Here is a 13,263-nt window from a genome sequence, read left to right on the forward strand (position 1 = left end):
CGCGACCGAGTCAGGTCCAGGCCGACTCGGAGACCTCGCGCCACTCGGCGTCGGACTCGGCCAGGTCCGCTGCGGCCTGGTCCCAGTAGCGCACGGCGTCGCGGCCCAGCAGGAGCTGGGTCGGCGCGTCGTCGCGGCCGGCCAGATCGACGATGATCTCGGCGATCCGGGCCGGGTCGGCGGAGTCGGCGGCCTCGGGGTCGGCGCCGCGGATCCTGTCGGCGAAGGCGCCGACGGTCCGCCGGTACGGCTCGCTGACCGGCGGCACCTTCATCGAGGACCCGGCCCAGTCGGTGCGCATCCCGCCCGGCTGCAGGACGGTGACCTTGACCCCGAACGGCGCGACCTCCTGCGCGAGCCCGAGGGAGAAGCCGCCGACGGCCCACTTGGCGCTCTGGTAGGCTGTCAGGCCGGGGGAGGTGATCCGCCCGCCGACCGAGGACACCTGGAAGATGTGCCCCGACCCCTGCTCGCGCAGGATCGGCGTGACGGCCTTGCTGACGTGGACGACGCCGTAGAAGTTGGTGTCGATCTGGGCACGGAAGTCGTCCAGGGCGACGTCCTCCACCGCTGCCAGGTCGGCGTAGCCGGCGTTGTTGACCACCACGTCGTAGCGGCCGAACGCCTTCAGTCCCTCGTGCACCGCGTGCCGCACCGCACCGTCGTCGGTGACGTCGAGCGCCAGTGTGCGGATGCGGTCGCCGTAGCGGTCGACCAGGTCGTCGAGCCGAGCGGGGTTGCGAGCGGTGGCGACCACCCGGTCGCCGGCCTCCAGTGCCGCGGTGACGATCGCGCGGCCCAGCCCGCGAGAGCTTCCGGTGACGAACCAGACTCTCGACATGTCCTCTACCTCGGTTCTCGTGAGATCGACGGCGCACGTGTCTTCGGGCGACTACCCGGCCATCACCTCCGAGAAGGTCACAACGGGTGAAGCCGCAGCCAGGACGTGCGCCGCACTGTTGAGCGACCGACGGTCGCCTGGACACCTCCGACGTTAAGAGACCACTGGTCTGTTGTCAAAAGACCGGCGGTCGCTAAAGTGGCTCCATGGCCGAGTTCCAGCGGGCGCGCAGCCGGGAGCAGCGGGAGCAGCGACGGCGGGCGATCCTCGACACCACCGCCGGGATGCTCGCCGAACTGCCGGTCGCTCGCATCGGACTGAACGAGCTCAGCCGCAGGGCGGGCCTGGCCAAGTCCAACGTGCTGCGCTACTTCGAATCACGCGAGGCGATCCTGCTGGAACTGCTCGACCGAGCCTGGACCGAATGGAACGCCGACCTGCCCGCCCTCTTGGACGCCGCCCTCGACCCGGCCGCCCCCGTGCGGACGCGCACCGAGGACTACGCCGCGGTCTACGCCGCCTCCCTGGCCGACCGGCCGGTCCTGTGCGACCTGCTCAGCGCCCAGGCAGGCGTCCTGGAGCACAACGTCTCGGCCGACGTCGCCGCCCGCTACAAGAAGGCCGCCGTCGCCAACCGCGACGTCCTCACCGAACTCACCCGCAGCCGCGTGCCCGAACTCGGCGACGCCGCCCAGCGGTTCTGCTCCCAGGCCATCATGGTCACCGGCGCCATCTGGACCCACTCGCAGCCCTCACCCGCCATGCGCCGGGCCTACGCCGCCGACCCCGCCCTGGCCGCCCTGGCCATCGAGTTCGTCCCCACACTCCAGCAGACCGTCGCCACCCTGATCGCCGGCGCCCTCGCCCGCGCCGACGCCGCCCCACCGGGCACCCGCTGACCGCGCCCTGTACGACTCACGGCGAAGGTCAGGTGCCCAGCGGTCTCGGAAAAAGCAAATGCATGGACGCTGCCGGCGGAGCCATGCTGAGGGCCATGGCTTTTCTCGTTGACGATCCTCATCGGCTGGGCGAAACGCGTCTGCCCGACGGGCGGGTGCTCGGCTGGGCGGAGTGGGGCCCGCCGGACGGGACGCCCGTCCTGCTCTCCCCGGGAGCCGCGACAAGCCGTTGGCTCGGCTTCGGCGCAGGGGTCGTCGATGCGCTCGGTGTGCGTCTCGTCTCCGTGGACCGCCCCGGGCTCGGCGCCTCCACGCACGCGCCGCGGCGGACCTTCACCGACTTCGCCCGTGACATGCGCCGGTTCTGCGAGCTGCGGGGCCTGGGGAACCCGGCCGTGGTCGGCAACTCCCAGGGCGCGCCCTTCGCCATCGCCTGCGCGGAGGCGGGCGTCGCGGCGGTGCTCGCCCTGGTCTCCGCCGCGGACGAGGTCGCCGCACCGCGTTTCGCGTCCGCCCTGCCGCCGGACCTGCGCGGCCTCGTCGAGCGGACCGCGTCCGACCCGGACGGCGCGGAGCGGTTCTTCACCGGCTTCACCGCCGACGCCATGTGGGACATGGTCATGAGCGGGAGCCCGAAGAGCGACCTCGAGGTGTACCAGGACCCCGGCTTCGCGGCCGCCTACCGCAGGGCTCTGGCGGAGGGGTTCGCCCAGGGAGCCGCCGGTTACGCCAGGGACACGGTCCTGGCCATGGGACGCTGGCCCTTCGCCCTCGACGCGATCCGGATCCCGGTCGACATCTGGTACGGCGAGCAGGACGCCTCCCACTCCCCCGACAACGGGGCACTCCTCGCCGACCGCCTGCCCACCGCCCAGCGCACCCTGGTGCCGGAGATCGGCGGCGCGGTCCTCTGGACGCATGCCGAACCGATCCTCACCTCACTCCTCGCAAGAACCCATTGAGCGTGGTCTGCCGAACAGGCCGCCGGCATGGCGAAGGGCGCGCCCATGATCTCGGGCGGTGACGTCATCGGCCTGTAAGGGTCGGTGGGGGCAGGGCGGACTTACCGTGACGGCATGAAGATCTTGAGTCTGTCCCTCACCGCCCTGGCGGTCGTGCTGACCGCATGCGGTGGTGAGACCGCCGAGCCGGGCGTCGCCGCGTCGTCGGCGACGGCTTCGGCACCGGCGAGCGCGGCGCCGAGCAAGGCGTCCGTCGAGAAGGAAGCACCCGCGTTGCTGAGGTTCCAGGGAGCCGAGCTCGATGGAACGGCTTTCGACGGCGAGAGCTTGGCGGGCAGGCCGGTGGTGCTTTGGTTCTGGGCGCCGTGGTGCCCCAAATGCCAGGCCGAGGGGCCCGCGGTCGCCAAGGCCGCGCGGAAGTACGGCGACAAGGTCGCCTTCGTGGGGGTCGCCGGGCTCGACAAGGACAAGGCGGCGATGAAGAGGTTCGTCTCGCGCACCGGCACGTCCGGGATCGTCCACCTGGACGACCGGACCGGCGCCCTCTACAAGCACTTCAAGGTCACCTCGCAGTCCTCTTATCTGATCGTGAACCCGGAGGGCGGCAGCCACTCGGCGGCGGGTCCATTGGACGAGGCCGAGCTGTCCTCCCTCATCGACGAGCACGCCCTGTAGATGGACGACCTCGCACTCGCGTTGGCCGCCGGATCGGTCGCGGCGTTCAATCCGTGCGGCTTCGCGATGCTGCCCTCGTTCCTGGCTCTGCTGGTCTCTGGGCCCGGTGGCGCGGTGCGGGCGCTGCGGTTGACGGCGGCCATGACGCTCGGCTTCATCACCGTCTTCGGGATCTTCGGCCTGGTGATCAGCATCGCGACCGCTCCGATCCAGCGGCACCTGCCGTGGGTCACCGTCGTGACCGGCGGGCTCCTGATCGCGCTCGGCGCCTGGCTGGCGTCCGGGCGGGAACTGCTCGTGCGGCTTCCGCGCCTGAACGTCGGCCGGCCGACCGGCTCGTTCGTCGCCCTCTACGGATACGGCGCTTCCTACGCGGTCGCCTCCCTGTCGTGCACCATCGCGCCGTTCCTCGCCGTCACCGGGCTGGTCTCCGGGAGCGGCGATCTGCTGGACGGGCTGGCCGCGTTCGTCGCGTACGGCGTCGGAATGGGCCTGGTCGTCGGACTGCTGGCCCTCCTCGTCGCCCTCGCCCAGGAAGCCGCCGTCCGGAAGACCCGGGCGGTCCTTCCCCACGTCTCGCGAGCCAGCGGGGTGTTCCTGCTCCTGGCGGGCGTCTATGTCGGCTACTACGGCTGGTACGAGCTGCGCCTCAACGCGGGGGCATCCGCCGACGACCCGATCGTCGGTGCCGTCACCGAGATCCAGGGGCAGGTCACCACATGGCTCGACGCCCTCGGCGTCCGCTGGATCGCCGGAGCCTTCGCGCTCGCGGTCGTCCTGGCGATGGCGCTCCGCAGCCGCAGACGCAGGAAGCAGCCCGCTTCTCCCGCGGCAACCGACAGGGCGACGTGAGCCGCAGGTTCATTTTCATGTCGTACCGGTCAGCTGAGCGATGTCCTTGTCGGCCACTCCGTGCAGTCGACCGGCCAGGTCCCGCTGATGTAAAGCTCCACGCTCCATTGCCTGGCCTGCGTCGTTCACCGGCCCGAGTCGCCGCTCACCCCCGTTTCCGTCGGGCGAGCCTGGACAGGTTCCCGAGAGGAGGCGACGACTGCGCACGCGGTCCATCTGCAAGATCGGGATGAGGAGAGTTCGATGCCCGCACCGATCACCGTCGGCACCGATGGCTCGGACGAGTCGGCGCGCGCACTCGATTGGGCGGCCTCTGAGGCGGCGTTGCGCGACCGTCCGCTGCACATCGTCCACGTCGTCGAGAGCTGGCCGTACAGGACGGCGCGCTCGGCGCGGGCCGAGACCGCCGAGCTCCTGACGCGCGCCGGGCGGAGGATCCTGGCGGACGCCCGCGAACGCGTCCGGGAGCGGTGGCCGGATCTTGCGACGACGACCGCGCTGGTGAGCGGGGAGACCTGGCAGGTTCTGGGTGCCCAGTCGGAGAAGGCGTTCGAGCTGGTGCTGGGGGGCCGGGGCCGGGGCGGCTACGCCGGCTCGCTGCTGGGCTCCACGAGCCTGCGCATGGCCGAGCTCTCCACCGTCCCCGTGGTGGTCGTGCGCGGGGACACCGCCGGTGGCGGCGAGATCCTCGCGGGTATCGACCCGGTGCGGGACGCCGGCGCGATCCTCGACTACGCGTTCGGCTCCGCCGCACTGCACCGCGTCCGGCTCCGCCTCGTCCACGCGTGGCAGTCGCTCGCGCTCTTCCTGGAGGCGGGTTACTCCGACGTCGAGCACATCGAGGCGGACCTGAGGAGGGATGTCGTCACCGCCTACCGACCACTGCGGGACCGCTACCCGGACGTCGACGTCGTCGAAGAGATCGTTCTGGAGCATCCGGTGACCGCGCTGGCCAAGGCTTCGCGAGAGGCCCACCTGCTGGTGGTCGGTGCCCGCGACTGGCATTGGAGCTCGCCGCAACTCGGTTCCGTGCAGCACGGCGTCCTGCACCACGCCCAGTGCCCGGTGGCGGTCGTCCCCGCCCGCTGATGTCCAGCCCTGCCGGGACCTTGGTCCTCTGGTCCTGCGGGAGGCGTCCGACCAGCCTCGATATCGAGGGGACCTCCTGGAAGGGAGACCGTTCGAGATGAAGAGATCGACAGTGGCGACGGTCATGACCTCCGATGTCGTGACGGTACCGGCCGACGCCTCCTTCAAAGACGTGATCGGCGTGCTCGCCGATCACCGGATCAGCGGGGTACCCGTCGTGGACGGGAATGGCCGCGTCGCCGGCGTGGTGACCGAGGCGGATCTCCTCCGCAGGGCGGGGGAACCGTCCGAGGCCACCACGGCGGGAGAGGCCATGACCTCGCCCGCGGTCGCCACGACCCCGGACACCTCGATCGCCGAGGCGGCGCGATCCCTGTGCCGGCACGGCTTCAAGCGGCTCCCGGTCGTGGACCGCGACGGCCGGCCGGTGGGCATCGTCAGCCGCGCCGACGTGCTGCGGGTCTTCCTGCAGACGGACGCGCAGATCCGCAACGAGGTGACCCACGAGATCGTCGTCAAGAGCCTCTGGCTCGACCCCGCCGAGGTCGAAGTCGGCGTGCGGGACGGCGTGGTCACCCTGCGGGGCCGCGTGCCGCGGGCGAGCCTCGTCCCGATCGCCGAACGCCTGACCGCCTCCGTCGACGGCGTCGTCCAGGTGATCAACCAGCTCGACTACGACGAGGACGACCGCGCCCGCCCGCATCGGCACCCCCCGGCTCCGCGGCCCTGAAGACCCGGCGCTCCGGAGGTGCCGACCATGACGCCGAGAAGAGGTAAGGACCGAGGCCGATGTCCGGTGGACTGCTGACGGACCTGTACGAAGTGACGATGGCGGCGAGCTACCTGCGGCGCGGTATGACAGGGCCGGCGACCTTCAGCCTGTTCGTCCGCGATCTTCCTCCCGGCCGCGGCTTCCTGATCTCCTGCGGGCTGGCCGACTGCCTGCCGTTCCTGGAGGACTACCGGCTCACCCCGGACGACCTCGACTACCTCGCGACGGAGCAGCGGTTCGACGACACGGCGCTCCGGGCACTGGAACGGCTGCGGTTCACCGGTGATGTCCGGGCGGTCCCCGAGGGACGCGTGGTGTTCGCGGGCGAGCCGCTGCTGGAGGTCACGGCACCGATCGCCGAGGCGCAACTGGTGGAGACCGTCCTGCTGAACCACATCAGCTTCCAGACCACGCTCGCCACCAAGGCCGAACGATGCGTGCGGGCGGCCGGCGGCGCACAGGTCGTCGACTTCGCCTTCCGCCGTACGCAGGGCATCGACGCCGCGTTCGCGGTCGCCCGCGCCTCCTACATCGCCGGCTTCGCCGGCACCAGCAATGTCGAGGCCGCCCGCCGGTACGGCATCCCGGCCACCGGCACCATGGCCCACTCCTACATCGAGGCGTTCCCCGACGAGAACGCCGCCTTCACCGCCTTCACCGCCGACTTCCCCGACCGCACCACCCTTCTGGTCGACACCTACGACACCATCGGCGGCGTCGAGGCGGCCATCCGCGCCGCCCGACGGGCCGGGCAGGCGCATCTCGCCGGGATCCGCCTCGACTCCGGAGACCTCGGCGCCCTGGCCGTCCAGGCCCGGCACCTCCTGGACCAGGAGGGGATGACGTCGACCCGCATCGTGGCCAGCGGCGGATTGGACGAATACCGGATCGCCGAGCTCACCGCCGCCGGAGCACCCATCGACGTCTACGGCGTGGGCACGAGGATGGGGGTGTCCGCGGACGCCCCCTATGTGGACAGCGCCTACAAGCTCGTCGCTTACGGCGACAGGCCCGTGATGAAGCTGTCCGCCAAGAAGGCGACCGCGCCCGGCGCGAAGCAGGTGTACCGGGGACCGTCCGGCGACCTCGTCACGCTCCTCGACGAGCCCGCCCCCGCGGACATGGAACCGTTGCTCGTCCCCGTCATGGAGTCCGGACGGCGCATCGCCCCCACCGAACCGCTGCAGGCGGCCCGCGACCGGCGCGCCGCAGACGTCGCCGCCCTTCCCCACCAGGTCACCCGGTTCCACTCCCCCGAGACCGTCGACGTCGCCTTGAGCGAGGACCTCCAACGTTGCCGGGACCGCCTCCGCGCGGAGCTCACCGCCCGGACGTCGGACGCGCGACGATCTCGGCGCGGCGACGCGTCCTGAACGCTCCGGCCTCACGGACACAGGCGCCGGCACGGGTCGAACGGCCAGCCACGCGATGACGAAGGTCCCTGGAGCGGACGTCTGCCCAGGAGAAGGCTGAAGACGCTGGTCCATGCGCAAGAGGGAGGCCGACGTTGACCGACACAGTCGCCAACCAGATCGATGTCAGGGTCACTGCCATCCGGGACGTCCCGCAGACGGACGTGCAGCGCACGCGCGAAGTCGTGACCCGGGTCCTGGCGCACGCTCCGCGCCCGGTCCTGTACGCCAAGGCCACGCTCAACGTCCTCCCGGACCCCGCCGTGGCGCGGCCCAACCTGGTCTCCCTCCGGATCGATCTCAACGGGGTCCCCGTGAGCGCGCACGCCTCGGCGGCATCGATGTCCGAGGCCGTCACGCTGGCCGCCGCCCGCCTGCGTGCCCGGATCGAGCACACGACCAAGTACTGGGAGAACCGCCGCACCGGCTCACGGCCGGGCTCGTCGAGGAGTTCCGCACCGACACCGTGATCGTCCGCCCGCGGTGCCGCCTCGAGTGCTCGAAGCGATGCCCTCCGCTCTCAGCCGCTGCCGGGCACGATGACGACGGGGCATCGTGTGTGGTGCAGCACCGTGTGGTTGACCCGTCCCAGCGCCATCCCGGGGAGGGGACTGCGCCTGCGGCGCGCACCGACCACGACCAGGCCCGCGCTTTCGGACGCCTCGACCAGCGCCCGCGCGGCAGTCCGGTCGGAGACCAGTTGATCGACCGCGACCTCTGGGTACCGCTCCTGGTAACCGGCCAGGGACTCCGACAGCTCCAGATCCTCGATCACCCGGCGGCGCGGCGAGAACTCCCCGCCCACCGCGTGCAGGGCGACGATCCTGGCACCGCGGGACGCGGCTTCCCGGAACGCCCACTCAATGGAGGTCCGTTCGTCGTCCATCCCCTCGATCCCGATCACGATGTCCGTCGACGCCCCCGGCGGGTACGGGGCCGGCCGCGGCACCACCAGCGCCGGGCAGCGGGCGTGGGCCGCGACGTGCAGGCCGACCGAGCCGAACAGCAGGCCCTCAAACCCGCCCTGACCGCGCGAACCCACCGCGACCAGGTCCGCGTGCTCGCTCTCCTCCACCAGGGCCCGGGCCGGATCCGCCGGCACCAGCCGCGTCTCGACGTCGATCTCCGGGCGGACCTTCAGCACGTACTGGCGGGCCTCGGCGAGCAGATCCTGGCGTTCGGCGGTCAGGCGGCGCAGCGCGTCCGGCGGGATCGTCCCCTCGTCCAGCAGGGCGCGTGAACCGTGCACCAGCAGGAGCGGCAGCCGATGCCGGTCGGCGTAGTCCGCCGCCCAGTCCAGCGCCCGCCACGCGTGCGCGGATCCATCGATTCCCACGACGGTCGAAGCCGGCATCGGTCATCCCTCTCGATCACGTTCACGCGCAGCGTCCAGCGATTCATCCCCATGACCAGATCGAAGATGCCGCACAGGTAACGCGTGATGAACGCAGATCGTCCTCGGCGAACCGGCTCCCCTGGCACCCGGCGCGAGGAGTGACTGCCTTCGCGGTGACGTCTTCGCGCTCCCACCCCGTGACCACGAAGTCTGATCCCAGCACGGACGGCCAGGGGCGGCCGTGGGGTCAGGTCGTGGTGGTGAGCTTGCCGATGTCGGCAGCGTAGACGCTCATCCAGTGTGGATGCAGCCGGTAGTAGACGATGTCCTCGTCCCAGTCGAAGGCGTCGGCGCCGTAGAAGTCCTTGAAGTAGGCGAGCAGATCCGGCCAGTCCGCGGACGGCTCGCCGTCACTCGGGTTGAGGATCTCCACCGTGCCGTGCGTGAACACGCCCAGGTCCTCGCCGCGCATGTGCGCGGCGCTGACGGCCGGGCGGGCGGCCATGTGCCGGGCCTTCACGGCGCCGCGCGCCGTGCCGAAGTGCCACTTGCCGTGCAGGAAGTGCCCGTCCACGCCGCTGATCCGCGGTTCGCCCTTCGCCGTCACGGTGGACAGGGCCAGCGTGCACATTCCGGTGAGGACGCCGGTGAGCCGCTCCGCGGTCAGTGTCCTCTCGGCGCTGATGATCGAGCGGAGGTGCGAGGAGGAGCGCGACAGGGAGGCGTCCAGCAGTGCCTGCAGCTCTATGAGTTCTTCTCGCGTTTCGCGCATGGGGTTCCTTGTGCGTCCGTAGGGCTCGGTGCGGCGCCACGGCGGCGCCGGCCGGTGAACCCATGGTCGCTGCGAAACCTGACACCTTCCGTCATGTTCTGGTTCGTGTTTCCGGGCTCGGTCGTGGGAGCGGCGGACGCATCGTCCGAGCACGGCCGGGTGGGTCGTGGAACGAACGCGACCGGTCCCGGCCGTGAGCGGCTCGGGACCGGCGTGGGGCGGGGTGCGTCAGTCGGCGCAGATCGCGTAGACGCTGATGCCGACGTCGTTGTAGCCGATCTGGCGGCCGAGCGCGATCCAGCCGCGGCCGTCCGGCGTCGGGAAGGAGCCGACCAGGATGGCGCCGTTGCCCTGCGCCTCGCCGCCGCCTCCGAGGACGTGCTTGCCGCCGGGACAGTAGACGGTCCGGCGCTGGAAGTTCGGGACGTTGGCGTTCGGCAGGGTGACGATCTGGTAGCCCGGCGGCAGGGCGGCGGCCCGCGGGGCGGCCGGCTTGACGGGGGTCTGCGTGCTCTCGGCGCTGGCCGCCCCGGCCAGCGCCAGGCAGCTCGCGGTGGTCGCCATGGCCAGGGCCACGGCGGCGGTCTTCCTCGACGGCATACGTTCTCCTTCGTCGGCGACCCCCATGCCGTCGGTGTCCGAAGGGCGGCGCCGAGACGCATGGTGTGCCCTGGACTCCGGCGGTGGAAGGTCAAGAAGTTACGAACACAGTAAGTATCTGATCAATTACAAACCGTGTCCATGCATGAAAGGTAGACCGTCGGTTCCGGATGGCTCCCACGGGCGACCAACGCGGTGCACTCCCCCCGCGAGCTGGGAGGACGCCACATGAAACGCTGAGTGCTCGACCAGATACGGTCAGTCATTTCGATTGAGGGCTCCGAGACCTACTCGGCGTGGCGGCGCGCCGCCACCACTACGAGGGCGCCGGTCGCGGCGAGGGCGGCGAGCCCGGTGGCGAAGAAGGTCGTGCCGGACGTCAGGCCCACGGCGTCGCTGAGGTAGCCGGCGGTGACCGGCAGCAGGCCGGCCGGGACGTAGCCGCCGGTGTTGAAGGCGGCGTTGGCCTCGGCGAGGCGGCGCGGCGGGACGGCGGAGTTCAGCAGTGACAGCCCGCCGAGCTGCCCCAGGCCCTGCCCGGCGCCGGCGAGGACGGCGGACGCGGCGAGCGCGGCGAGCGACGCGCCGTGCACGGCGGTGACCAGCGCGGCCATCGCGGCGGTCGTGGCGGCGGCGCCCGCGAGCAGGACGGTGCGCCGCGGCAGCCGCTGGACGGCGAACTGCACGCCGGTCGCGGCGGCGAACATCACGAACGCCATGCCGCCCGCGATGATCCGGTTGCCGGTGCCGAGCAGCCCGGACAGCAGTGATGGGCCGAGCGACAGCACGAACGACGTCGCGGTGATGCCGGGCGCGAACACCGCGATCCCGAGGACGAGCCGCATCGCGCTCCCGCGCGGGACCCGCGGCACCCGGATCCAGGTCCGCGCCGCGGGCCCGGCCGGGCGCGGCAGCGGCAGCCGCAGGACGGCGAGCGCCGCCGTGGCCAGCAGCACGGCCTCGACGGCGAACACCGTGGCGGTCGGGGCGGGCAGCGTCTCGGACAGGACGCCGGACAGGAACGGCCCGAGTCCGGCGCCGAAGACCATCGCGGACGAGGCGAGGAGCGCCGCGAGGCGGCGGCGGGACGGTCCGGCGACGTCGGTGACGGCGGCCATCCCGGCCGAGACGACGGCGCCGACCGCGATGCCGGTCAGCAGCCGGGCGACGATCAGCGCGGCGACGGTGCCGGCCGTCGCGAAGACGCCGCAGGCGATGAGGGCCAGGGCGAGCGCGGGCAGCAGGACGGGGCGGCGGCCGAGCCGGTCGGAGAGCACGCCGGACACCAGCAGGGAGCCGAGCAGCCCGACGATGTAGAAGGCGAAGACGACGGTGAGCGTGCCCTTGGAGAAGCCGATGTCGCGCTGCCAGAGGACGTAGAGCGGGGTGGCGGCGTTCGACAGCACGAACACGGCGGTGACGGGCCACGCGGCGAGCCAGACCAGGCGGGCGGGGACGTGCGCGGGCGAGGCGTCCTCGGCGGCGCCCACCGGGGCGCGGGCGGTGCGGGTGTACGGCATGGATCCTCCGTCGCATCAGTACGAACTTTTTCGAACTTAACATGCAGTACGATGAAGTTCGTACAAGGGAGGGGATCGGCATGGCGACGACGGCGGGCACCGCGCGACCGGCGATCAGGAGGATGCCCGAACCGCCCGGCCTGCCCGAGCCGCTGCCGGAACCGGCCGTCGAGGACCTCCGGCTGGAGACGGTGTTCGGGGCGCTCAGCGGGCCGCTGCGGCTGGAGATCGTCCGCAGGCTCCTGCTGGATCGCGAGGAGTTCGACCACCCCTGCGGCTGGTTCGGCTTCGACCGGCCGAAGTCGTCGCTGACCCACCACTTCAAGGCCCTGCGCGAGGCCGGCGTCCTGCGGCAGCGCCAGTACGGCCTGGAGCGCCGCAGCGAGGTCCGCATCGACGATCTCGAGGCCCGCTTCCCCGGCCTGCTGGACCTGATCGCATCGGCCCCGGCGCCAGGCCGTTAGACGGCACCCGCCACTACCATGACGGGCGGGATTCGTGCGGTTGGGCGAGGGCGGGGAATGTGCGGCCGGGACTGGAGCTGGCGGGCCGGTACCGCCTGGACGTGTTGCTGCAGCGCGGGGGAATGGGCGAGATCTGGCGCGGGCTCGACCTGGCGCTGGAGCGTCCCGTCGCGTTGAAGGTGCTGCTGCCCAACTGGCGCGATGAGAGTGAAATGGAACAGGCGATGGCCAGGTTCCGTCGCGAGGGACGAGCCGCCGCCCGCCTGTCCCACCCCGCCATCGCCGCGGTCTTCGACGTGGGCGAGGACCGGGGGCACCCGTTCCTCGTGCTCGAACTGCTGGACGGGCGGGATCTGCGCAGGGTGCTTCGGGAGCGACCCGGCGGGCTGCCGATCGAGCAGGTGGTCGACTTCGGGGTCCAGGTGGCCGAAGGGCTGGCGGCCGCGCACGCGGCCGGGGTCGTGCACCGCGACATCAAGCCGGCCAACCTGATGCTGCTGCCCGGCGGGCAGGTGAAGATCTGCGACTTCGGCATCGCCAGGATGCAGGGCGCCACCGCGGGACTGTCGGTCACGGGCGTCAGGATGGGCACCTTCGCGTACATGGCCCCCGAGCAGGCCGCCGGCAGGCCCCTGGACGGACGGGCCGACCTCTACGCCTTCGGCTGCACGCTCTTCCACATGCTCACCGGCCGGTACGTCTTCCCCGGTGAGGATCTGCAGGCCATCGTCGCGCAGCATCTGGCCAGGCCCGCCCCGTCCCCCCGCGAACTGCGGCCCGACATCCCCGCCGACCTGGACGCACTCGTTCTCGCGCTGCTGGCCAAGGCCCCCGGCGACCGCCCGGCGGACGCTGCCGCCGTGGCCCGCCGGCTGCGGCGCATCGGGCAGCCGGCTTCGGCGGTGAACGACCGGTACGTGCTGCCCGATCTGTCGGCGTTGCGGCGGGGCGGCGACAGAGACACCGTCCTCCTGGGTGATGTGCTGCGGTCGCCGGCGGCGACCAACGAGCACCATCCGATGGTGGTGGGGTTGGGCAAGGACGTCGAGGGTCGCACGGTGGTGGCGAA

General features: G+C 71.7%; 15 protein-coding genes. 10 read left to right on the forward strand and 5 right to left on the reverse strand.

Annotation, left to right across the window (positions count from 1 at the left end; translation table 11 throughout):
- Positions 1-10: 10 nt before the first annotated feature.
- Entirely contained in the window at positions 11-841 is an 831-nt protein-coding gene (locus CHF16_RS12545) for an SDR family NAD(P)-dependent oxidoreductase (RefSeq protein WP_089326160.1), read from the reverse strand.
- Positions 842-1,047: 206 nt separating this feature from the next.
- On the opposite strand from CHF16_RS12545, the gene CHF16_RS12550 reads away from it, so the two are divergent.
- The 8 genes from CHF16_RS12550 (at position 1,048) to CHF16_RS12585 (ending at position 7,972) form a co-directional block, all read left to right on the forward strand.
- Complete coding sequence (locus CHF16_RS12550) at positions 1,048-1,740, forward strand: TetR/AcrR family transcriptional regulator (RefSeq protein WP_089326161.1); 693 nt, start codon at positions 1,048-1,050, stop codon at positions 1,738-1,740.
- Positions 1,741-1,835: 95 nt separating this feature from the next.
- The gene (locus tag CHF16_RS12555; RefSeq protein ID WP_089326162.1) at positions 1,836-2,702 is read left to right on the forward strand and encodes an alpha/beta fold hydrolase; all 867 of its coding nucleotides are present in this window, start codon (positions 1,836-1,838) and stop codon (positions 2,700-2,702) included.
- Positions 2,703-2,816: 114 nt separating this feature from the next.
- Positions 2,817-3,377 carry a TlpA family protein disulfide reductase gene (locus CHF16_RS12560; protein WP_089326163.1) on the forward strand — a complete coding sequence of 187 codons (561 nt, stop codon included), beginning with the start codon at positions 2,817-2,819 and terminating at the stop codon, positions 3,375-3,377.
- Positions 3,378-4,229: a cytochrome c biogenesis CcdA family protein gene (locus CHF16_RS12565; RefSeq protein WP_089326164.1), complete on the forward strand. Its 852-nt coding sequence runs from the start codon at positions 3,378-3,380 to the stop codon at positions 4,227-4,229.
- Between the two features lie 243 nt (positions 4,230-4,472).
- On the forward strand, positions 4,473-5,318 hold the full coding sequence (locus tag CHF16_RS12570) for a universal stress protein (RefSeq protein WP_089326165.1): 846 nt from the start codon (positions 4,473-4,475) through the stop codon (positions 5,316-5,318).
- Between the two features lie 97 nt (positions 5,319-5,415).
- Positions 5,416-6,048: a CBS domain-containing protein gene (locus tag CHF16_RS12575; protein ID WP_089326166.1), complete on the forward strand. Its 633-nt coding sequence runs from the start codon at positions 5,416-5,418 to the stop codon at positions 6,046-6,048.
- A gap of 59 nt (positions 6,049-6,107) precedes the next feature.
- Positions 6,108-7,463 (forward strand): nicotinate phosphoribosyltransferase, encoded by a 1,356-nt coding sequence (locus CHF16_RS12580; RefSeq protein ID WP_089326167.1) that lies wholly within the window; start codon positions 6,108-6,110, stop codon positions 7,461-7,463.
- Positions 7,464-7,597: 134 nt separating this feature from the next.
- The gene (locus CHF16_RS12585) at positions 7,598-7,972 is read left to right on the forward strand and encodes a hypothetical protein (protein ID WP_089326168.1); all 375 of its coding nucleotides are present in this window, start codon (positions 7,598-7,600) and stop codon (positions 7,970-7,972) included.
- A gap of 50 nt (positions 7,973-8,022) precedes the next feature.
- Here the strand turns inward: CHF16_RS12585 and CHF16_RS12590 are convergent, their stop codons facing one another.
- From CHF16_RS12590 to CHF16_RS12605, 4 genes are all read right to left on the reverse strand, one after another.
- A complete protein-coding gene (locus CHF16_RS12590; RefSeq protein ID WP_089326169.1) occupies positions 8,023-8,856 on the reverse strand; it encodes a universal stress protein in 834 nt (277 codons plus the stop codon).
- 229 nt (positions 8,857-9,085) lie between these two features.
- A complete protein-coding gene (locus CHF16_RS12595; RefSeq protein ID WP_089326170.1) occupies positions 9,086-9,610 on the reverse strand; it encodes a pyridoxamine 5'-phosphate oxidase family protein in 525 nt (174 codons plus the stop codon).
- 228 nt (positions 9,611-9,838) lie between these two features.
- Entirely contained in the window at positions 9,839-10,210 is a 372-nt protein-coding gene (locus CHF16_RS12600; RefSeq protein WP_245868415.1) for a hypothetical protein, read from the reverse strand.
- A gap of 287 nt (positions 10,211-10,497) precedes the next feature.
- Positions 10,498-11,730, reverse strand: a complete 1,233-nt coding sequence (locus CHF16_RS12605; RefSeq protein ID WP_089326171.1) for an MFS transporter — start codon at positions 11,728-11,730, stop codon at positions 10,498-10,500.
- 80 nt (positions 11,731-11,810) lie between these two features.
- Between CHF16_RS12605 and CHF16_RS12610 the strand changes: the two genes are divergently transcribed.
- Positions 11,811-12,194 carry an ArsR/SmtB family transcription factor gene (locus CHF16_RS12610; protein ID WP_089326172.1) on the forward strand — a complete coding sequence of 128 codons (384 nt, stop codon included), beginning with the start codon at positions 11,811-11,813 and terminating at the stop codon, positions 12,192-12,194.
- A gap of 59 nt (positions 12,195-12,253) precedes the next feature.
- Positions 12,254-13,263, forward strand: a 1,010-nt coding sequence (locus tag CHF16_RS12615) for a serine/threonine-protein kinase (RefSeq protein ID WP_143227958.1), incomplete at its 3' end; no start/stop codon positions are given.

The sequence above is a fragment of the Actinomadura meyerae genome, from assembly GCF_900188445.1.
Taxonomy (GTDB): domain Bacteria; phylum Actinomycetota; class Actinomycetes; order Streptosporangiales; family Streptosporangiaceae; genus Spirillospora; species Spirillospora meyerae.

Excerpts from the sequence above, each read along its gene's own strand:
- CHF16_RS12610 (WP_089326172.1), top strand. The coding sequence starts at position 11,811 with ATGGCGACGACGGCGGGCACCGCGCGACCGGCGATCAGGAGGATGCCC.
- CHF16_RS12565 (WP_089326164.1), top strand. The coding sequence starts at position 3,378 with ATGGACGACCTCGCACTCGCGTTGGCCGCCGGATCGGTCGCGGCGTTC.
- CHF16_RS12595 (WP_089326170.1), bottom strand. The coding sequence starts at position 9,610 with ATGCGCGAAACGCGAGAAGAACTCATAGAGCTGCAGGCACTGCTGGAC.
- CHF16_RS12550 (WP_089326161.1), top strand. The coding sequence starts at position 1,048 with ATGGCCGAGTTCCAGCGGGCGCGCAGCCGGGAGCAGCGGGAGCAGCGA.
- CHF16_RS12570 (WP_089326165.1), top strand. The coding sequence starts at position 4,473 with ATGCCCGCACCGATCACCGTCGGCACCGATGGCTCGGACGAGTCGGCG.
- CHF16_RS12580 (WP_089326167.1), top strand. The coding sequence starts at position 6,108 with ATGTCCGGTGGACTGCTGACGGACCTGTACGAAGTGACGATGGCGGCG.
- CHF16_RS12555 (WP_089326162.1), top strand. The coding sequence starts at position 1,836 with ATGGCTTTTCTCGTTGACGATCCTCATCGGCTGGGCGAAACGCGTCTG.
- CHF16_RS12600 (WP_245868415.1), bottom strand. The coding sequence starts at position 10,210 with ATGCCGTCGAGGAAGACCGCCGCCGTGGCCCTGGCCATGGCGACCACC.
- CHF16_RS12590 (WP_089326169.1), bottom strand. The coding sequence starts at position 8,856 with ATGCCGGCTTCGACCGTCGTGGGAATCGATGGATCCGCGCACGCGTGG.
- CHF16_RS12605 (WP_089326171.1), bottom strand. The coding sequence starts at position 11,730 with ATGCCGTACACCCGCACCGCCCGCGCCCCGGTGGGCGCCGCCGAGGAC.
- CHF16_RS12560 (WP_089326163.1), top strand. The coding sequence starts at position 2,817 with ATGAAGATCTTGAGTCTGTCCCTCACCGCCCTGGCGGTCGTGCTGACC.
- CHF16_RS12545 (WP_089326160.1), bottom strand. The coding sequence starts at position 841 with ATGTCGAGAGTCTGGTTCGTCACCGGAAGCTCTCGCGGGCTGGGCCGC.
- CHF16_RS12575 (WP_089326166.1), top strand. The coding sequence starts at position 5,416 with ATGAAGAGATCGACAGTGGCGACGGTCATGACCTCCGATGTCGTGACG.